General features: G+C 40.3%; 20 protein-coding genes. 18 read left to right on the top strand and 2 right to left on the bottom strand.

Annotation, left to right across the window (positions count from 1 at the left end; genetic code table 11):
• Positions 1-81: 81 nt before the first annotated feature.
• The gene (gene coaW / locus CD039_RS11570) at positions 82-879 is read right to left on the bottom strand and encodes a type II pantothenate kinase (protein ID WP_103372439.1); all 798 of its coding nucleotides are present in this window, start codon (positions 877-879) and stop codon (positions 82-84) included.
• A 149-nt stretch (positions 880-1,028) separates the two neighbouring features.
• On the opposite strand from coaW, the gene CD039_RS11575 reads away from it, so the two are divergent.
• From CD039_RS11575 to CD039_RS11585, 3 genes are all read left to right on the top strand, one after another.
• A complete protein-coding gene (locus tag CD039_RS11575) occupies positions 1,029-1,889 on the top strand; it encodes a GNAT family N-acetyltransferase (RefSeq protein WP_103372440.1) in 861 nt (286 codons plus the stop codon).
• A gap of 212 nt (positions 1,890-2,101) precedes the next feature.
• Positions 2,102-2,632: a DNA-directed RNA polymerase subunit delta gene (gene rpoE, locus CD039_RS11580; protein WP_103372468.1), complete on the top strand. Its 531-nt coding sequence runs from the start codon at positions 2,102-2,104 to the stop codon at positions 2,630-2,632.
• A 355-nt stretch (positions 2,633-2,987) separates the two neighbouring features.
• A complete protein-coding gene (locus CD039_RS11585) occupies positions 2,988-4,601 on the top strand; it encodes a CTP synthase (protein WP_103372441.1) in 1,614 nt (537 codons plus the stop codon).
• A gap of 197 nt (positions 4,602-4,798) precedes the next feature.
• Here the strand turns inward: CD039_RS11585 and CD039_RS11590 are convergent, their stop codons facing one another.
• Entirely contained in the window at positions 4,799-5,320 is a 522-nt protein-coding gene (locus CD039_RS11590) for a DUF2529 family protein (protein ID WP_103372442.1), read from the bottom strand.
• Positions 5,321-6,184: 864 nt separating this feature from the next.
• On the opposite strand from CD039_RS11590, the gene CD039_RS11595 reads away from it, so the two are divergent.
• The 15 genes from CD039_RS11595 (at position 6,185) to CD039_RS11665 (ending at position 21,104) form a co-directional block, all read left to right on the top strand.
• Positions 6,185-7,444, top strand: a complete 1,260-nt coding sequence (locus CD039_RS11595) for a UDP-N-acetylglucosamine 1-carboxyvinyltransferase (RefSeq protein WP_103372443.1) — start codon at positions 6,185-6,187, stop codon at positions 7,442-7,444.
• 140 nt (positions 7,445-7,584) lie between these two features.
• The gene (locus CD039_RS11600) at positions 7,585-7,908 is read left to right on the top strand and encodes a winged helix-turn-helix transcriptional regulator (protein ID WP_103372444.1); all 324 of its coding nucleotides are present in this window, start codon (positions 7,585-7,587) and stop codon (positions 7,906-7,908) included.
• A 175-nt stretch (positions 7,909-8,083) separates the two neighbouring features.
• Positions 8,084-9,511: an aldehyde dehydrogenase family protein gene (locus tag CD039_RS11605; protein WP_103372445.1), complete on the top strand. Its 1,428-nt coding sequence runs from the start codon at positions 8,084-8,086 to the stop codon at positions 9,509-9,511.
• 421 nt (positions 9,512-9,932) lie between these two features.
• The gene (gene rho / locus CD039_RS11610; protein WP_002471611.1) at positions 9,933-11,249 is read left to right on the top strand and encodes a transcription termination factor Rho; all 1,317 of its coding nucleotides are present in this window, start codon (positions 9,933-9,935) and stop codon (positions 11,247-11,249) included.
• A gap of 433 nt (positions 11,250-11,682) precedes the next feature.
• Positions 11,683-11,943 (top strand): type B 50S ribosomal protein L31, encoded by a 261-nt coding sequence (locus tag CD039_RS11615; RefSeq protein ID WP_049405692.1) that lies wholly within the window; start codon positions 11,683-11,685, stop codon positions 11,941-11,943.
• Positions 11,944-12,469: 526 nt separating this feature from the next.
• A complete protein-coding gene (locus tag CD039_RS11620; RefSeq protein ID WP_049405694.1) occupies positions 12,470-13,075 on the top strand; it encodes a thymidine kinase in 606 nt (201 codons plus the stop codon).
• Complete coding sequence (gene prfA / locus CD039_RS11625; RefSeq protein ID WP_103372446.1) at positions 13,076-14,155, top strand: peptide chain release factor 1; 1,080 nt, start codon at positions 13,076-13,078, stop codon at positions 14,153-14,155.
• Positions 14,142-14,990 (top strand): peptide chain release factor N(5)-glutamine methyltransferase, encoded by an 849-nt coding sequence (prmC, locus tag CD039_RS11630; RefSeq protein WP_103372447.1) that lies wholly within the window; start codon positions 14,142-14,144, stop codon positions 14,988-14,990. Before prfA ends, prmC begins: the two co-directional genes overlap by 14 nt.
• Before the next feature lie 174 nt (positions 14,991-15,164).
• A complete protein-coding gene (locus CD039_RS11635; protein ID WP_103372448.1) occupies positions 15,165-16,196 on the top strand; it encodes an L-threonylcarbamoyladenylate synthase in 1,032 nt (343 codons plus the stop codon).
• Positions 16,193-16,621, top strand: a complete 429-nt coding sequence (locus CD039_RS11640) for a low molecular weight protein arginine phosphatase (RefSeq protein ID WP_103372449.1) — start codon at positions 16,193-16,195, stop codon at positions 16,619-16,621. Before CD039_RS11635 ends, CD039_RS11640 begins: the two co-directional genes overlap by 4 nt.
• Before the next feature lie 388 nt (positions 16,622-17,009).
• Positions 17,010-17,534, top strand: coding sequence for a TIGR01440 family protein (locus CD039_RS11645; RefSeq protein ID WP_103372450.1), 525 nt, complete (start codon positions 17,010-17,012; stop codon positions 17,532-17,534).
• 20 nt (positions 17,535-17,554) lie between these two features.
• Positions 17,555-18,793 (top strand): serine hydroxymethyltransferase, encoded by a 1,239-nt coding sequence (gene glyA / locus CD039_RS11650; RefSeq protein WP_103372451.1) that lies wholly within the window; start codon positions 17,555-17,557, stop codon positions 18,791-18,793.
• A gap of 18 nt (positions 18,794-18,811) precedes the next feature.
• The gene (gene upp / locus CD039_RS11655) at positions 18,812-19,441 is read left to right on the top strand and encodes a uracil phosphoribosyltransferase (RefSeq protein ID WP_002471657.1); all 630 of its coding nucleotides are present in this window, start codon (positions 18,812-18,814) and stop codon (positions 19,439-19,441) included.
• Positions 19,442-19,462: 21 nt separating this feature from the next.
• Positions 19,463-20,593, top strand: coding sequence for a non-hydrolyzing UDP-N-acetylglucosamine 2-epimerase (gene wecB / locus CD039_RS11660; protein WP_103372452.1), 1,131 nt, complete (start codon positions 19,463-19,465; stop codon positions 20,591-20,593).
• Between the two features lie 160 nt (positions 20,594-20,753).
• Positions 20,754-21,104: an ATP synthase subunit I gene (locus CD039_RS11665; protein WP_103372453.1), complete on the top strand. Its 351-nt coding sequence runs from the start codon at positions 20,754-20,756 to the stop codon at positions 21,102-21,104.
• Positions 21,105-21,107 lie beyond the last annotated feature (3 nt).

A 21,107-nucleotide genomic window follows, 5' to 3' on the forward strand; every position in this document is an offset into this window, starting at 1 on the left:
TACCACTCGACGCACTCACTTCTAGCTCGGGGCTTGTTGTATTTTATAAATATGGTTAAAGCTTAACCGTCAATCAGCATATTATAAATGAATCGCGCCTAAAGCGCCTGAAAACGCGCCATTATCAATCGTATACGGCTTGAATCCACGCAATACAGTATAGTCTTCAATGACTGATTTCAATAAAGGATTGTTGTGGAATGAAGAGCCAATATAAGCGACATTCTCTGTTTGATATTCACGTGCCACCGTAATCGCCATTGTCGTTACGACTTCGCCGACCACACCGATGACTGAAGCGAGTTTGTCTGCTAAAGTCATCTCATCATTCACATGGTTGAGCACGTTGCCAAAGTTTGCTGCAGTCAAATCACCTGGTATAGGGGGCTCTGTATCTTTGTAAATGTGTTTGACTTTAAGGTCAATCTTATCACGATCACCTTGTTGTGCTAGGTTGGTCAACTCTTCATAGTCCTGGATATTGGTGAGAAGGTAGCCTAATCCTTGAATCATACCACCGCCAGTACCGATACCGCCTACACGTTGTTGGCCGTCGCCATCTGAGTAGTGTAAAGAAGTCCCTGTGCCTACATTGGTAAAAATATAATTATCTAAATCATGACCTTGTTCTTGCAGTAACATTTCTACACCTTTAGCCGCTGCGTCGAATTCCACAAAGACACGAGATGGACAGCTTAAACGTGCATTGATTAATGCTGCATTACCACCAGTCAAACTGATGCTTTCACAGTCCACTTGATCTAACCATTCGATCACTTCATCGATTTCAGTCGTTAATTTGGTTTCATATGTACGTGTTTCTGCTTCTTCTTTCACAATTTTGATTAAAGTTCCTCCGGCATCGATACCGATTTTCATATGTTGTCACCTCAACTTATATTTACATCATCTCTAATATTATAATAATTTGTGGGTAAATCAAGGTTAGAGAAATAATTAACTGTAACTTTTTACTAAATACAATAAATTGGGTAAGATAACAAGAGACTAACAAAAGGGGATTATGAATGGTTTATCAAACACAGTTTGAAGATTTAATCGTACAAGAATTTGAAGAATGCTATCGTGAAGCAGTTGAACAATTTGAATTGAGTGAGCGTCAACAAATTTATTCGTCATTACCAAAGGACGTGCTCGATGAAGCACTCGAGGACCCGCATCGTGTCGCGAATATTGCACGTAATCATGAAGGGGAAGTTGTCGCTTTCTTCGTGCTACATGAATATTATCAACATGAAGGTTATGATACACCAAACCATGTGGTGTATGTGCGTTCGTTATCGGTAAATGAAGCCTTTCAAGGTCATGGGTATGGGACAAAGGTGATGATGTATTTACCACAATACGTACAGGAGCTCTTCCCAGACTTCAACCACTTGTATCTTGTTGTAGATGCAGAGAATGAAGCGGCATGGAACTTATATGAACGCTCAGGGTTTATGCATGCGGCCACAAAAGAGGAGGGACCGATTGGTAAGGAGCGACTCTACTATCTCGATTTAGATGCGAAGTTTGTGTCTTCGCTCCGCCTCAAGCCGAACACCCAAGAGGATGATCATGGCATTTACATCGTAGACTTACTGAAAGATGATGAGAAAGTGGGCTTTCTGGCATTAGAATTACATACCTCCAGAATCAATATTGCAGCGATTGAGGTCGACGAAGAGATGCGTCAAAGTGGTATTGCACAAAGCGCTTTACGTCAAATTGCCACGTACGTCCGTAAGCATTTTAAAGACGTGAAAGTGATCACAATAACGCTCTATGGCGCGCATAACGAGTTCCGAGCGATGTGTACACACAGTAACTTCGTGGAGACGAGTGCGACAGAGCATTACGTGATGTTTGAAAAATATATCAATTATTAAGTGGGTTGCGAAATTCAATATTGTCATTTATCATTTAACTTTGTTAATATGATTAAGTATGAAATACGAATGCAAGCAAGTCTGAGAGGAGACTTCAGTACAGGAGTGAACGCAGTATGAGTATGTGTTTCACTTGGTAAAAGGTGAGGTTGCTCCACTCAGTGATTGTTAACTATGATAAAGAACAGCCTGTGAAAGGAAGTATATGGATGATGAAGATTCAAGATTATACTAAAGAAATGGTAGACGAAAAATCATTTATCGATATGGCCTATACGATGTTAAATCAAAAAGGCGAAACTATGAATTTATACGATATTATCGATGAATTTAAAGAACTCGGTCATTATGAGAACGATGAAATTGAAAACAGAATCGTGCAATTCTATACGGATTTAAATACAGATGGTCGTTTCCTTAACGTAGGTGAGAACGAATGGGGTCTTCGAGACTGGTATTCTGTAGATGATATTGAAGAAAAAATCGCGCCAACGATTCAAAAATTCGACATCTTAGACGATGATGACGAAGAAGATGAGAACCTCAAACTTCTCGGTGACGAGGAAGAAGACGATGAAGAGAAGCCTAACAACGAAGGCGAAACTGAAGAAGATGTCGAAGACGAAGATGAGGAACAAGTCGAAGACGAAATAAATGAGAACGACATCGTGATCGATGAAGATGAAGACGGTCTCGAAGAAGACGAAGAAGTCTTCGAAGATGAAACAGATATGAACGATTAATCGTTATTGGCGATGATTGACTTTTTCTGTAAAAGTGATAAAATTTTATTCGGGCTCCTTAAAATAGGACGACGTGTATAAATGTTATACGCTCCCCCTTACAACGTGTGAGAGGGAGCGCTTTTTTTATTATAAGTGAGAGAAAGATTGATGTTACAAGCAGTCTAAGTTGATTTTGATCCAATGCATAGCAACACGTTTTACGGTAACAATTTTACCTACATACACAGGCTGAATGTACGACGTATGATTAGCGCAATGCATCGCTCTCACTACGGATGAATAAATGTACATACGAATTGATTAATTTGAAAATGTTAAAACTTAAATTTGCACGACAATAGGAGGTCGAACAATGACGAAGTTTATATTTGTAACAGGTGGCGTAGTATCATCGCTAGGTAAAGGAATTACGGCAGCATCGCTAGGACGACTCTTGAAAGACCGCGGTCTCAACGTGACGATTCAGAAATTTGATCCATACTTGAACGTTGACCCGGGTACGATGAGTCCATATCAACACGGCGAAGTCTTCGTTACAGATGATGGGGCTGAAACAGACTTAGACTTAGGTCACTATGAGCGCTTTATCGATATTAACTTGAATCAATATTCTAACGTCACTGCTGGGAAAGTCTATTCTGATGTGTTGAAGAAAGAGCGTCGCGGTGATTATCTCGGAGGTACTGTTCAAGTTATTCCTCACATCACTAATGAAATCAAAGAACGTTTACTGCTAGCTGGTGAAAGTACGAATGCGGATGTGGTTATCACTGAGATTGGTGGTACGACAGGAGACATCGAATCTCTTCCATTTATCGAAGCAATTCGTCAAATTCGCAGTGATTTAGGTAGAGATAATGTGATGTATGTACACTGTACACTGTTACCATTTATCAAAGCAGCAGGAGAAATGAAGACGAAACCGACGCAACATAGTGTAAAAGAATTACGCGGTTTAGGTATCCAACCTGATTTAATTGTCGTCCGTACTGAATACCCAATGACGCAAGACTTAAAAGATAAGATTGCGTTATTCTGTGATATTAACGAACGCAGCGTAATTGAATGTCGTGACGCAGAATCGTTATATGAAATTCCACTTCAACTGAGCGATCAAGATATGGATGACATCGTAATTGAACGCCTAGGTCTTGAAGCGAAATACGAAACACAATTAGACGAGTGGCAATACTTGCTTAATACATTGAATAATTTAGACGGCACAATAACAATCGGTCTCGTTGGTAAGTATGTCAGCTTGCAAGATGCGTATTTATCTGTCGTTGAATCATTGAAACATGCAGGCTATCCATTCAAGAAAGATGTGAAAGTGAAATGGATCGATTCTAGTGAAGTCACTGACGATAACGTGGCGGAATATTTATCAGACGTGGATGGCGTGCTCGTGCCAGGCGGTTTCGGTTTCCGCGCGAGTGAAGGTAAGATTGCGGCGATTAAGTACGCGCGTGAAAATAACGTGCCATACTTCGGCATTTGCCTCGGTATGCAACTTGCGACAGTTGAATTTGCGCGTCACGTGCTTGGCTTAGAAGGTGCTCATTCAGCAGAACTTGATCCAAATACACCTCATCCAATCATCGATTTATTACCTGAACAAAAGGATATCGAAGATTTAGGAGGTACGTTACGTTTAGGTCTTTATCCTTGCCATATTAAAAAAGACACACTTGCATACGATATTTATAATGAAACAGATATTGAAGAAAGACATCGTCATCGTTATGAATTTAATAATAACTACCGTGAACAACTTGAAGAGAATGGAATGGTCTTCTCTGGAACAAGCCCAGATGGTCGTTTAATTGAGATGGTAGAAGTGCCAGAAAATGATTTCTTTGTAGCTTGTCAATTCCATCCAGAGTTTATGTCTCGTCCAAATCGACCTCAACCTATTTTCAAAGCCTTTGTAGAAGCAAGCTTGAAACATCAAGAGAAACAACAATAAGATTTGAAAGCGCACTTTAATGTGAAGGTGCTTGTTTGGCGATGAACAGAAGGCGAGTTGAATTTTTCTTTTCACTCTCGAAAGCTAAATCGCTTACTATAAAATCACATAATATATAAAAACATCTCATTTGTTGATTAGAGTCAGCTAAAATGAGATGTTTTTTCGTAAATATGAACTTATTGTTCTCTGTTGTGCTAAAGATCTAAATCACGAATCATTTCGACCATTTGTGTATAGATTTCATAATAGACATAGTTGAAAGCGATTGGATGTGGTGTGACTACTTTATCATAATCTTCGGTATAAACGATTGGACGCGGTGTAGATAAATTAACGAAATGGAAGAGATGATCAGGAAATTCTGTTTCTTTCGGTTTATTACAAATTACGACGAAATCTGCATCGATATCGATGAGTTTGCGGACATCTTCAGCCATTTCTTCAGAATAATAGGGACCAAATAGAAAGACTCTATCCGTCGTATCAAGTTCATCGAAGTCTGCTAACTCATCTAATAATTTGCTTGATTCTAAGCGTTCACTACTCGTAGTCACGAAGGATTCATAGAATTTCAAATCGTCATAGCCTTTGACATAGACATGTCCTTCGCCACCAATCGCTTGAATGAGGCACTGTGCAGCCATTTGTATATCTAATTCTTGTTTCTCTAAACGATTGAACACGCCATTAATTTGCGTATTGAGAATCTTCGACATAGCGATACCTCCTACATGATATGAGTCTAAACAAACCTTAGGTAACTTATTTTTCAATGTTATGACACTTGTTGGGAGAAAGACAGAAGGTTATGATTTCGTAATGTTTCCCCTATGGAGAGCTAGGATTTATAAGAGTTAAAATGCTTGTAAATCCAGGTCTTTACTGCGTCTCTTAAAGTATTTCTCCGCCATCACGCAACTCAAAAAATGAATTATCATTGTGATTTTAGTTCTCTCAAGCGTCTTGCGTCGACATTGAAAAATGGACTAATTAATTAGTTTGGTGATGAATTCCAACTCACTCGTACATTATTTTATACTATTGTCCCAAACACGTGCTATATTTTCAAATTGTGTTTAATCTAGCATGCTCTAAATCGATGATATTCAGCGCTTAGTAGCAACCTTTCATCACTAAGACTCATTCAAGATGACTGACTACTGAAATTAATAATTTCCTCTCCGCTCATATAATTTTTATACTTTCTAGGCAGAAATTTGGTATAATATTCTCTGGAATTAGATAGCATGATGAAACATATTCAATTGCGTTATAAGAATGAGTGCGATCTTCAAAAGATGTAATGGATTTTAAAGTCATAAAGCTTGGCTTTTTTCAACTATTTAGACTCTTGTGTGGATTGTGGTTAATTCAGTTAGAATCGGGAAATGATTAACGTAAATCTTCACACGACTATGATATATACTTACATGATTTAGATTTACGCACACAATATAAATATTTTTACACTTATATTCAGACAAAGCTAACGAAACTTTGCAAACTATATTATAATAATTTATAATGCTAATAATGTATTTTTAGAAAATGATCGAGATGAGATAAAGGAGAACATAGGCATGACTCAAGAAGTGATTAAAATCAGAGGTGGTCAGACACTCTCTGGTACAGTACATAATCACGGTGCTAAGAACAGTGCCGTAGCGATAATACCTGCTACGCTTCTAGCGGAGGATAAGGTGACAGTAGAAGGGTTGCCGCAAATTTCAGATGTCGACACGCTAGTAAGCTTATTGGGTGACTTAAATATCCATACGCACTTAGATGGTACAACGCTAGATGTAGATCCGACAGAAATTGAGAATGCACCGTTACCGAACAACAAGGTGCAATCTTTACGTGCGTCCTACTATATGATGGGCGCAATGCTTGGCCGTTTCAAAAAATGTGTCATCGGGCTGCCAGGTGGATGCCCACTCGGCCCGAGACCGATTGATCAACATATTAAAGGATTTAAAGCGTTAGGTGCTGTCGTGGATGAGTCGAGTGAGACATCTATGAAGATTGAAGCGGATCAACTCGTAGGTGCAAACATCTTCTTAGACATGGTCAGTGTAGGCGCGACGATTAATATTATGCTTGCAGCTGTACGTGCTAAAGGACAAACCGTGATAGAGAATGCGGCGAAAGAACCTGAAGTTGTGGATGTCGCTGCCTTTCTTTCTAGTTTAGGTGCAAATATTAAAGACGCAGGTACAAGTACGATTAAGATTACAGGCGTAGAGCATCTTCATGGATCACGTCATCAAGTCATTCCTGACCGTATTGAAGCAGGGACTTACATGTGTATTGCAGCTGCTTGTGCAGAAGAAATGACGATTGACCATATCATTCCTAAACATGTAGAGCCACTCACAGTGAAGTTGAAAGAATTAGGTGTCGACGTAGATATGCATGAAGATAGCGTGACGATTCGTCGTCAATTACCTTATGATAGTGTGAATATCAAGACGCTTGTCTATCCTGGTTTCGCTACAGATTTACAGCAACCGATTACACCTCTACTCTTCTTGAGTGAGGGAATTTCACTTGTGACAGATACCATTTATCCAGCCCGTTTCAAACATGTAGAAGAGCTTCAGAACATGGGTGCAGATATTTCTGCCGATCAAGGTACCGCGACAATCAAGCCTTCAACACTCCACGGCGCAAGCGTTTATGCGAGTGATTTACGTGCCGGCGCATGTCTGATTGTGGCAGCATTGCTCGCTGAAGGCGTCACTACGATTTACAATGTTAAACACATTTATCGTGGTTATACGCAAATTGTGGAAACGTTGAAGCGTTTAGGTGCAGATATTTGGACTGAAGAAGTTTAAAGTCATGTGCTATACTTAATATAAGATTTGTACTGGAATGAGAACGCTCATTTGGCATTTATTGAATTGCTACAGTTGATTTGTGAGGTGATCATTTCATTTAGAGTCGTTATCCCAACTTTGGTTAAAAGGTGATGCAAATGGAAGTATGTCCTTATCTTGAAGAAACCTTTAAAATACTCGGACGCAGTTGGAACGGTTTAATTATTAACTATCTTTCACGATGTCCTGAGCACCAAGCGCATTTTACAGAAATGAAGAGAGATTTAAAGACAATTACGCCACGCTCGCTGAGTTTAAAGCTAACAGAATTGAGCGATTGGGGATTGCTAACGAAAGACATCGTTTCTACAGATCCGGTAACGATTGTTTATAAGCTTACGGACAAAGGCATTTCACTCGCTCAAGCACTTGAACCGATTGAAGAATGGGCGCAAGCGCACATTCAACTTGAAGAGCAGTAGTGCTGAGGAGACAATATATTATTCAAATCATCAAGCGATGGTGTGCGACGGTAAACAATTTCGTTGCATACTATCGCTTTTTTGACTATGATAAATCTTACCATTTTACTATGTTTAATGATTTGCGAAAAAGGAAATAGTAATACCAACACGAAATAAGGAGTGTATAATAATCATGAGAAACTATAATAAACAATATATCAACGGTGAATGGGTAGAGAGTGCAAGCGGAGAAACACTCGAAGTTATCAATCCTGCGACAGAAGAAGTGTTAGGAACAATCGCAGCAGGTAATAAAGAAGATGTCGATAAAGCGGTAGAAGCTGCAGATAAAGTAGCAGTGGAATTCCGTCATAGCTCTGTAGAAGAACGTAAAGAGTTATTAGACAAAATCTTACAAGAATACAAGAATAGAAAGCAAGATATTATCGAAGCAATCACTGATGAATTAGGTTCACCACTTAAAGTTTCTGAAGATGTACACTACCAAGCAGGCATTAATCACTTCCAAGCAGCTAGAGATGCCTTAGATTCATTCGAATTTGAAGAACGTCGTGGCGACGACTTAGTAGTTAAAGAAGGTATTGGTGTCGCTGGTCTCGTAACACCTTGGAACTTCCCAACGAACCAAACTTCATTGAAACTTGCAGCAGCATTTGCGGCAGGAAGTCCAGTTGTCTTGAAACCGTCTGAAGAAACACCTTATGCAGCTATTATCTTAGCTGAAATCTTCGACAAAGTCGGTGTACCTAAAGGTATGTTCAACCTCGTTAACGGTGACGGTAAAGGCGTAGGTAACCCACTAAGTGAACACCCTAAAGTACGCATGATGTCATTCACTGGCTCAGGCGGCACAGGTAGCAAGATCATGGAGAAAGCATCTAAAGACTTCAAGAAAGTATCTCTTGAGTTAGGTGGTAAATCACCATATATCATTCTTGATGATGCCGATATCGAAGAGGCAGCGAAAGCAGCAACAATGAAAGTTGTTAATAACACTGGACAAGTATGTACTGCAGGTACACGTACGCTCGTTCCAGAAAGCATTAAAGACGATTTCTTAACTGCTGTGAAGAAACAATTTGAAGCGGTGAAAGTCGGCGATCCTCGTGAAGAAGGAACGCAAGTAGGTCCAATTATTAGTAAAAAACAATTCGACCAAGTTCAATCTTATATTGATAAAGGCGTTGAAGAAGGTGCTGAACTCTTCTTCGGTGGCCCTGGTAAACCAGAAGGTCTCGAACAAGGTTACTTCGCACGTCCAACAATCTTTAACAATGTAGATAATAAAATGACAATCGCACAAGAAGAAATCTTCGGTCCGGTTATGTCTATCATCACTTATAATGACATTGACGAAGCAATTGAAATTGCGAACGATACGAAATACGGACTTGCTTCTTACGTGTTCGGTAAAGACAAAGAAACATTGCGTCACATCGCACGCTATATTGAAGCAGGTACTGTAGAACTTAACGAAGCAGGACGTAAACCTGACCTTCCATTTGGTGGCTACAAACAATCAGGCTTAGGTCGTGAATGGGGCGACTACGGTATCGAAGAATTCTTAGAAGTGAAATCTATTGCAGGTTATTATAAATAATAGGCGATGATGCTTCCAGGCTCGTTCAAGGCACGTGCTTTGAACGGGCTTTTTTATGTGCGTGAGTAGTGAGAATGTTATGGCGAGAACGTTTAAATACTTGTTATTTTAAAACTCAAAGTCAGGACAAGAATGTTTTTGTATTTGCGGATAAATTTTGCTATAGTAATTAAGGTAATAAGATTGAGAAGATTATATAATTTAAGAAATTGGTAGTCACCTATTACTGAATATAGGACTGCGATTCAACTCAGATGATAGCGCACCGAGAACGCGTGTAAATTGTACGTTATACAGCTTAATTATACATATCATATCTCATCATCTCTTAAGGCGCTCTTCGACTTATTGGATGATATGCCAGAATGTTATATAACAATCAATCTTGTTAACTAAATTTAAATGAAATGGGTGCAAGATTATGCCTGAAAAAGAACGTACATCTCCTCAATATGAATCGTTCCACGAATTATATAAACACAACACTACTAAAGAGCTCACTCAAAAAGCTAAAAACTTAAAGCTTTCCAACTATAGTAAATTAAATAAAAAAGAATTAGTGCTTGCGATTATGGAAGCACAAATGGAAAAAGACGGGAATTACTACATGGAAGGGATTCTCGATGATATACAACCAGACGGCTACGGATTCTTGAGAACTGTCAACTACTCTAAAGGCGAGAAAGACATTTATATATCTGCTAGCCAAATCCGCCGTTTTGAAATCAAACGCGGTGATAAGGTCACGGGTAAAGTTAGAAAGCCAAAAGACAACGAGAAATACTACGGTTTACTTCAAGTCGACTTCGTCAATGATGAGAATGCGGAAGAAGTTAAGAAACGTCCTCACTTCCAAGCACTCACACCTCTCTATCCTGAAGAGCGTATTATGCTCGAAACAACTCGAACAAATTATTCAACACGTATCATGGATTTAATCACGCCAATCGGTCTAGGGCAACGTGGTCTTATCGTTGCGCCACCGAAAGCAGGTAAGACATCGCTCTTGAAAGAAATCGCTAATGCGATGGCCGAGAATAAGCCAGATGCAGAACTCTTCGTCTTACTCGTAGGTGAACGCCCTGAAGAGGTGACAGATATTGAGCGTTCTGTTGAAAGTGCAGAAGTAGTGCATTCTACATTCGATGAGCCACCACAACATCACGTGAAAGTGGCTGAGTTATTGTTAGAACGTGCGAAACGTCTCGTTGAAATCGGTAAAGACGTGATTATCTTGATGGACTCTATCACACGTCTTGCTCGTGCGTATAACTTGGTCATCCCACCAAGTGGCCGTACATTGTCAGGAGGACTTGATCCTGCTTCATTACACAAACCGAAAGCTTTCTTCGGTGCGGCACGTAATATCGAAGCAGGTGGCAGTTTAACTATCCTTGCTACAGCACTCGTCGATACAGGTTCACGTATGGATGACATGATTTACGAAGAGTTCAAAGGTACAGGTAACATGGAACTCCATCTAGATCGTAAACTCGCTGAGCGTCGTGTGTTCCCAGCGATTGACATCGGTCGTAGTTCTACACGTAAAGAAGAGTTGCTTATTTCTCGCAAAGAGCTTGAATCACTATGGCAGTTACGCAACATGTTCACAGATTCACTCGATTTCACAGAGCGCTTTATCCGCAAGTTAAAACGCACTGATAACAACCATGAATTCTTTATCCAATTACAAGAAGCAGCGAAAGAAAGTACGAAGACAGGTAAACCAATTATTTAGTGATTGGAGAGAATAAAAGATAATAAATTTGAGGTAAAATTAACCATTATTTAAATGGATATTGATTAAATTTTCAATGTGTACTCGAGACGCTTGATGGAGCTAGACCACAACGAAAATCCATTCCTTGAGCTCTTAGAGCTTAAGGAATTAGTTGAGTGTGGTCCTACGTAGTAGCTGTCTGACTTCGAGATTGCTGTCGCTTTCTCGAACTCTAGTCAGCTTTACGGGGGAAGTACAACGAAATCATAGATTTCTGTACTTCTCCCAAGCAAGCGAGAGTTATAACATTGAAATTTAATATATATAGAATGAAGAGTTCTACCTCAAGGGGTTGCGTTTTATCAATATAGCACTTATAATGGTTTAGTATTGGTTAAAAACTCATAAATAACTCTGTTCCAGATGGTTCAGGGCAAAGGAGCTGAAAATAATGAAACAAGGAATCCATCCAGATTACCACAAAGTTATCTTTTTAGATACTACAACTAACTACAAATTCTTAAGTGGTTCTACTAAAACATCATCAGAAACTATGGAATGGGAAGACGGCAACGAATACCCAGTAATTCGTTTAGACGTTTCATCTGATTCTCACCCATTCTACACAGGACGCCAAAAATTCGCAGCTGCGGATGGTCGTGTGGAACGTTTCAACAAGAAATTTGGTTTCAAATCAAACAACAACAATTAATTCTAACATTCAAGCATTCTCATCCGTGTATGAGGATGCTTTTTCTATTTATACATAAGCGCAGTAGACGACTGAATTCGAAATTGCTGACGCAGTTTCGAACACTAGCCGTCCTTGCGGGGGTGAGACAACGAAATCAAATAGATTTCTGTCTTAATAATGTATTAACAATAAAAGCAAGAGTAAGTTACTGATAGTTCTAATCAAGTAATTGCGCAGTAGCTGAGGGCAAGTTCAATGGCTTAACAGCTATTGACCATGCTACTCAGCTTTGCGGGGGCAAGACCATGAAATCAAATAGATTTCGGTCTATTGTGGGAGTATCAAATAATATTAAAGACCTTCACTATTACTTTTAAGTAGACATTAGCGCAGTAGACGACTGCATTCGAAATTGCTTACGCAGTTTCGAACACTAGTCGTCCTTGCGGGGGTGAGACAACGAAATCAATAAATTGATTTCTGTCTCACTCCCCAAAATATGATATAATAAACCGATTATGTTTTTAAAAAGGTGGATCACATCATGTACGAAACTTATCACTCTGGCTGGATAGAGTGTATTACAGGAAGCATGTTTAGTGGGAAATCTGAAGAGTTGATTCGACGATTACGCAGAGGGCTATATGCGAAACAGAAAGTGATTGTGTTCAAGCCTGCGATTGACGATCGTTACGACAAAGATAAGATTGTGTCCCACAACGGCAATGCGATAGAAGCATTTAATATCACTACCGCTGCCGAAATTCTTAAATATGATTTATCAGATGTCGATGTCATTGGAATTGATGAAGTGCAGTTCTTCGACGCTGAAATTGTACATATTGCGGAACAACTCGCTGATCAAGGTCATCGGGTTGTGACAGCAGGACTCGACATGGACTTTCGTGGTCAGCCGTTTGAACCTATGCCAGCAATGCTTGCGGTAAGTGAGATTATCATTAAACTTCAAGCAGTATGTGCAGTTTGTGGTTCGTCTTCAAGTCGCACGCAACGGCTGATTGACGGTAAACCAGCGAAAGTAGATGATCCTGTAATATTAGTAGGTGCCAATGAAAGTTATGAGCCACGGTGTCGTGCACATCATATCGTTGCACCGAGTGATGACGAGAAAGAGAAGGAGGAACTTTAAGTGTTTGATCAATTAGATATTGTTGAAGAAAGATATGAACAATTAAACGAACTATTGAGTGACCCAGAAGTTGTCAATGATTCGGACAAACTCCGTGCTTATTCTAAAGAACAAGCGGATTTACAAAAGACGGTCGATGTGTACCGCGAATATAAACAAGTTAAAGAGGATTTAGCTGACATTGATGAGATGTTGAGAGAAACGAAAGACAAAGACGAAATCGACATGCTTAAAGAAGAAGCGAACGATTTGAAACCTCAAGTTCCTGAACTTGAAGAACAACTGAAATTTTTACTTATCCCGAAAGATCCTAATGACGACAAGAATGTTATCGTGGAAATTCGTGCCGCAGCTGGTGGGGACGAAGCAGCCATCTTTGCTGGTGACTTACTAAGAATGTATTCACGCTATAGTGAAACATTAGGTTATAAGACAGACATCGTAGAAATGAACGCTAGTGATCACGGCGGCTATAAAGAAGTCAGTTTCATGATTCAAGGTCAAGGTGCTTATTCTAAATTAAAATATGAGAACGGTGCACATCGTGTTCAACGTGTACCTGAAACAGAATCAGGCGGTCGTATCCATACGTCTACGGCGACTGTAGCGGTATTACCAGAAGCAGAAGATGTCGAAGTCGAAATTCGTAATGAGGATATTAAAATTGATACGTATCGTTCAAGCGGTGCAGGTGGTCAGCACGTTAATACAACTGACTCAGCTGTACGTATCACGCACACGCCTACAGGTACAGTCGTGACTTCTCAAGATGAAAAATCTCAAATTAAAAACCGTGAGAAAGCCATGAAAGTCTTGAAAGCACGTGTCTACGATATGAAAGTTCAAGAAGAGGAAGAGAAATATGCGTCTGAACGTAAGTCAGCAGTAGGAACAGGTGACCGTTCAGAACGTATCAGAACGTATAACTATCCACAAAATCGTGTGACAGATCACCGTATCGGTTTAACAATTCAAAAGTTAGATCAAATCGTTGAAGGTAAACTCGATGAAATTATTGATGCGCTCACATTATCTGAGCAAACAGAGAAATTGAAAGAACTTAATAATGGCGAGCTATAGTGACGTTCTGCAACAAGCACAAAGCAAAGCAGAAATATACGGTGTGGAACATGCAAGTGTTGAATGGCTCTTTTTCGAGCTATTAGGCTGGCGTCGCCACGACTTTATAATGAAGAAAGATGCAACGATGTCTGAACATGAGGTAACCCAGTTTGAGCAAGGAATGAAACGTTTACTTCAAGGTGAACCTGTTCAATATATCCTCGGTTATCAGTACTTTTACGGAGAGCAGTTCAAGGTGAATCCGTCTTGTCTTATACCACGGCCAGAAACTGAGGAAGTCATGTTGCACTTTGTGAAGCAACTTTCTCCTCACGCGCGAGTAGTCGATATAGGTACAGGGAGCGGTAACCTGCCGATTATGATTAAGCAACTTGTGCCATCGACTGAAGTACTCGCTACTGATCTTTCGTCAGAGGCTTTACAAGTTGCCCGTGATAGTGCGCAGATGCACGAGGTAGATATTGAATTTCTTGAGGGGAATACGCTTGAGCCATTGATTGAGCGTGGAATTAAAGTGGATGGGTTAATCTCAAATCCACCGTATATCAGTGAAGATGAGCTTGAGGTAATGAGTGAATCTGTGAAGCGTTACGAACCACAATTAGCGTTGTTTGCAGAAGAGCAAGGTTTAGCAGTTTATCATAAAATCTTAAACGAACTCCCTCAAGTGCTGAACTCAGAAGCAGTGGTAACCTTTGAAATAGGTTACCAACAAGGGGAGCGTATTACACAATTAATTCATGCGTTATACCCATGGCTCAATGTTGACGTCGTTCAAGATATTAATGGCAACGAGCGTATTGCTTCATTTGTATGGACATCAGAATCGTGAACAGTTTTAGACATGATAATAAGCGGTAATGTCTCAAATTAGAATACTTGAGCATAAGGGGGTGAGAAGAGCAAACTTTAGAATACAAGCTAAAGTTGTGCTCGCTCACACCTTCTTTTTTATATCTTCATGTATAACTCACAATCAATCTACTATTCAAAGGAGGGAAGAAGAATGGAAACGAAAGTTTGGCATATGCGCGATCACATTAGTGAGCAAGATTTAGCTGAAATTAAAGGACAATTTGAAGCATCCGAGCTCGTTGTAATTCCTACCGAAACCGTCTACGGCCTTGGTGGCAACGCATGTAGTGATGAAGCAGTGAAACGTATCTATGAAGCGAAAGGACGACCTTCTGATAATCCACTGATCGTGCATATTCATAGCATGGATCAACTCGGTGATTTCGTTCAGAAAGTCTCGCCAGAAGTTCAAGAACTGATGCGTGCGTTCTGGCCTGGACCGATATCCTTTATTTTACCGTTAAAAGCAGGATATTTATGTGAACGTGTGACAGGTGGCTTGAACTCTATCGCAGTAAGAATGCCAAGTCATCCCGTGGGGCGTCGTATACTGCAGTATGTCAATTTGCCTATTGCGGCGCCAAGTGCCAATTTGAGTGGCCGACCATCACCTACCATGTTCCAACATGCGTTCGATGATTTGAATGGCCGTGTCGCTGGAATAGTGAATGGCGATCAAAGTGAAGAAGGACTTGAGAGTACGGTCCTAGATTGTACGACTTATCCATTCCAAATTGCTCGACCAGGAGCGATTACAAAAAAGATGATTGAAACTGTGTTACCGCATAGTGTAGAGGGTAAAAGTGGTTTGAAAGATGGGAAACCTATCGCACCAGGAATGAAATATAAACATTATGCGCCTGATACGCCGGTGACCGTGTTAACACAATTGAATGGGCCTATCCCAAATAACAAAGATTGGCAACATATTGCATTTGCCGTTCCACAGACCTTACAAGGCTGGGTGCCAAAAGAAAGTCACTTTATACCATTATGTGACGACGAAGAAGATATGAAAGCGGCCAACCATAATCTTTATCGCATATTGCATGACTTAGATTCAGACGATGAAATTACGAGTGCGTATATTTATGGTTTTACCAATGAATCGAGAGCAGAAGCGTATATGAATCGCTTGATGAAAGCTGCTAACCAAGAAGTAGTAACGGGGGATGAATTATGAGAATAATATTTGTGTGTACGGGAAATACCTGTCGCAGTCCACTTGCAGAGAGCATAGCTAAGCAATATATGCCTGATATAGAGATAGAATCACGAGGTATCTTTGCGATGGATGGCGCACCTGTCTCTGCTCATAGCATGGATATTCTTAAATCGAAAGGATATCCTGAACCTGATTCTGCGCAGTCGCTAGGTGATGGTGTTAATGAAGCGGACTTAATTCTGACCATGACGCGTGAACATCAGCAGATCATTCAGTCAATGGATCCAGATGTTCATAATGTCTTTACACTTAATGAATACGTCGGTCTAGACGGAGATATTGCTGATCCAATTGGTGGCAGTAAAGCGACTTATGAGAAGGCGTTTGAGCAGATTGACCACGCGGTTCGTCTGTTGAGTAAAAAGTTGGAAAATGAGCAGTAAAGCTGAGGAGATCGTATGAAATGTATGACTCATATATTTATAGTATGAGACGACCAACAAATACGTTATAATTGAAGTTGTATAGCACCATGCTATGAGTCTGTTTAATATTTTAATTGTGATTACCGATATACGAAGGTAGAGCGTTTGGCATTAAGTTTAATAAAAGTGGTGTAGCTTCGCATAAGTGAGTGAGTACCCACTTTAAACCTCGATTGCCTGCGCTTTCCTTCAAAGTCGGAACAGGTTGAGAGAAAGCGTTTGTCAGGCAAGGAGAAAACATGATGGAGAGCCGCGTTTTTACTTCAAGTAAATGAGCAAGCGACAACATCATTCGACGAAGCATGCGGACGCTTGTCTCCAATCTGCTAATGAAAGAGGTGGGAGTGTGGAAAAGTTACAACAATTACTAGACGAACTCAAAGCACAACAATTCTTCCGTAAAGGCGAACTATGCGTTATCGGTTGTTCGACTTCTGAAGTTATCGGTGAACGTATTGGTTCGGTAGGCTCGATGGAAATTGCAGAAACATTGTTTAAGCATTTTCAACAAATCGAGAAAGAAACGGGAGTGCACTTCGTCTATCAAGGTTGTGAACATATTAACCGAGCGATCACCATAGAGCGAGCTGATTACGATCCATACACGATGGAAGAAGTGACAGTCGTTCCAGATGTACATGCAGGAGGAAGTCTCGCAACATACGCATATCAACATATGAAAGATCCGATGGTCGTAGAATCAATTACAGTGCCAAAGGGTATTGATATCGGACAAACATTGATTGGTATGCATTTGAAACATGTTGCTATTCCAATTCGTACATCAGTTAAACAAATAGGGGAAGCAGTTGTCACTATCGCATCCTCAAGACCTAAGAAGATAGGTGGCGAGCGTGCGAAATACGACTAATACAGAAAAGGGGTTATCTTATGTCATTCATTCAGAAACAAGATCAAGAAATCTATGACGCAATTCAGAACGAATTTAATCGTCAGAATAATAATATTGAACTTATCGCTTCAGAAAACTTTGTTTCAGAAGCAGTCATGGAAGCTCAAGGTTCAGTATTAACGAATAAATATGCTGAAGGGTATCCTGGCCGTCGCTATTATGGGGGATGTAGCTACGTCGATGTGTCTGAGCGTCTCGCTATCGCTCGTGCGAAAGAGTTGTTTGGCGCTGAACACGCGAACGTACAACCTCATTCTGGGTCTCAAGCGAATATGGCCGTTTACCTTGTAGCATTAGAACATGGAGATACTGTATTAGGCATGAATTTAAGTCAAGGTGGACACCTCACACATGGTGCGCCAGTGAACTTTAGCGGGCAGTTCTATAATTTCGTTGAATACGGCGTTGACCAAGAAACTGAGAAGATTGATTATGATGAAGTACGACGCATCGCTCAGAAACATCAACCGAAACTCATCGTAGCAGTTGCATCAGCGTACTCACGCCAAATTGACTTTAAACGTTTTAAAGCAATTGCAGATGAAGTTGGAGCGAAATTAATGGTAGATATGGCTCACATTGCTGGCTTAGTTGCAGCAGGCTTACATCCAAACCCTGTAGAGTATGCAGATTTCGTGACGACAACGACACATAAGACGTTGCGTGGCCCACGTGGCGGTATGATTCTCTGTAAAGAGGAGTATAAGAAAGAGGTTGATAAGACGATCTTCCCAGGTATTCAAGGCGGACCGTTAGAACATGTTATCGCAGCTAAAGCTGTCGCATTGGGTGAAGCTTTACAGCCTGACTTTAAAGACTACCAAGCTCAAGTTATCGCTAATGCACGCGTGTTATCTGAAACGCTTCAAGAGGAAGGGTTCCGTATCGTTTCAGGTGGTACTGACAATCATCTCGTCTGTGTAGATGTTAAAGGTTCAGTCGGCATTACTGGTAAAGTTGCTGAAGAAGCATTAGATGATATCGGTATTACTTGTAATAAGAATACAATTCCATTTGATGAAGAGAAACCATTCGTGACGAGTGGTCTGCTTTTAGGTACGCCAGCAGCGACGACCCGTGGATTTGACGAAGCGGCTTTTAAAGAAGTAGGAAAAATAATGAGCTTAGTCTTGAAAGACCCAGAGAATGAACAAGTACTTAAAGAAGGGAAAGAACGTGTGCGTACACTAACCTCTAAGTACCCACTATATAATTAATATTGGAGGAACATAACCATGGGGAAAGTACATGTATTTGATCATCCGTTGATTCAACACAAATTAAGTTATATTCGAGATGTGAACACTGGTACGAAAGGATTTAGAGAACTTGTAGACGAAGTAGGCATGCTCATGGCATACGAAGTAACGCGTAACCTCGAGTTACAAGATGTCGAAATCGATACACCAGTGACACGAACTACAGCGAAACGTTTGTCAGGCAAGAAACTTGCATTTATCCCTATATTGAGAGCAGGTCTTGGCATGACGCAAGGGATCCTTAACTTAGTGCCAGCAGCTAAAGTAGGGCACGTAGGTTTATACCGTGATCCTGAAACGTTGAAAGCAGTGGAATACTTTGTGAAACTCCCACAAGATATTGAAGATCGTGAAATTATCGTAATTGACCCTATGTTAGCAACAGGTGCTTCAGCCATTGAAGCGATTCATTCATTGAAGAAAAGAGGAGCGAAGCACATTCGCTTTATGTGTCTCATAGCTGCGCCTGAAGGTGTCGAGAAATTGAAAGAAGCACACGAGGATGTTGATATCTATATCGCAGCGTTAGATGAGAAATTAGATGAGAACGCGTACATTATCCCGGGTCTAGGTGATGCCGGTGACCGATTATTCGGTACGAAATAGTCAAGCTTAGGAGTGGCGTCGATGAAGAAGATAATGACGGTGTTTGGCACGAGACCAGAGGCCATAAAGATGGCACCTCTGATTCAAGCTTTAAAGAAAGAAGAAATGTTTGAGCCCATAGTTGTCGTAACTGCGCAACACCGTGAAATGTTAGATTCTGTATTGCACAGCTTTCATATCGAACCGGATTACGATCTGAACATCATGAAACAAGGGCAGTCATTAACTGAGGTGACCTCACGTATCCTGACGCAACTTGATGGTGTCATTAAAGAAGTGGAGCCAGATATGATACTCGTACATGGTGATACGATGTCGACCTTTGCAGGCAGTCTCGCAGCTTTATATAATCAAATTTCCATTGGACATGTGGAAGCTGGGTTGAGAACTTGGGACAAATACGCTCCGTTTCCAGAAGAGATGAACAGACAGATGGTCGGCGTGATGGCAGACTTGAACTTTGCTCCGACAGTAACAGCAGCAGAGAATCTTCGAGCAGAGCGTAAGCCTGAATCGTCCATTGTCGTAACTGGTAACACGGCTATTGATGCGATGGCTTATACAGTGCGTGAGGACTATGAATCTACAGTGATGAATCGACATCCGGGTCAACGTGTGATTTTGTTAACAGCCCATCGTCGTGAGAATATCGGGGAACCTATGCGACATATCTTTCAGGCAGTTAAAAACATCGTTGATGACTATTCTGACGTTACAGTTGTCTATCCGGTGCATAAGAACCCGAAAGTACGTGAGTTAGCAAACAAATATTTAGGTCAACATGATCGGATAGAGTTAATCGAACCTTTAGAGGTTATCGATTTTCACAACTTTGCACAACAAGCGCATCTTATTCTTACTGACTCAGGTGGTGTGCAAGAAGAGGCACCATCACTAGGTAAACCTGTACTTGTCTTGAGGGATGCTACTGAGCGTCCAGAAGGAGTTGAGGCAGGTACGTTAAAAGTAGTAGGTACTGAAATGGATGACATCTACGAAGCAACAAAGGAACTACTTACTGACGAAGCGGTATATCGTTCAATGAGTGAAGCGTCCAATCCTTATGGTGATGGTCACGCTTCTGAAAGAATAGTAGGGCATATTAAATATTATTTAGGCTTATCAAAGACAAAACCGGAACCATTTCGTTAATAATATGGCGGGAAATGTGACAAAATCATGAATTTTTTAGGTGTTTTTAAGAGAAAAATTCTAATGGAATTGACACATATTTCCCCCTATATTATTATTAAAACTATGTGAGTGGAACGGTTTTCAATGCGGACTTTTCGAGAGAAATGAGGCTCATAATTTGAAACGTTTCTACGTCATTTTTCAACAATTTATTCAATACTACCTGTATGCTATAATTGTACTGGGTATTGTGCTTTTTTTCACAAACTCACCATTTATATTAGGTTTAATCCTAGGCACGGCGGGATCACTGGTAAATACTTTTATATTTGAATATTACCTTGCACGAAGTAGTAGTGCAGATTCCATACATATTTCTACGGGCAGCATTTGGAGATATTTAACAGTGTTTATTGTCTGTGTCATATGGTTTATGTTCAAAGAGCATATTAATATTTTTGGTGTGGTCATCGGTCTAATCATTTCTTATCTTTTAATGATATTTAGACCTTTCTATCTTAGTAAATAGTTC

Origin of the sequence: Staphylococcus argensis (genome assembly GCF_002902305.1) — a bacterium.
GTDB classification, from domain to species: domain Bacteria; phylum Bacillota; class Bacilli; order Staphylococcales; family Staphylococcaceae; genus Staphylococcus; species Staphylococcus argensis.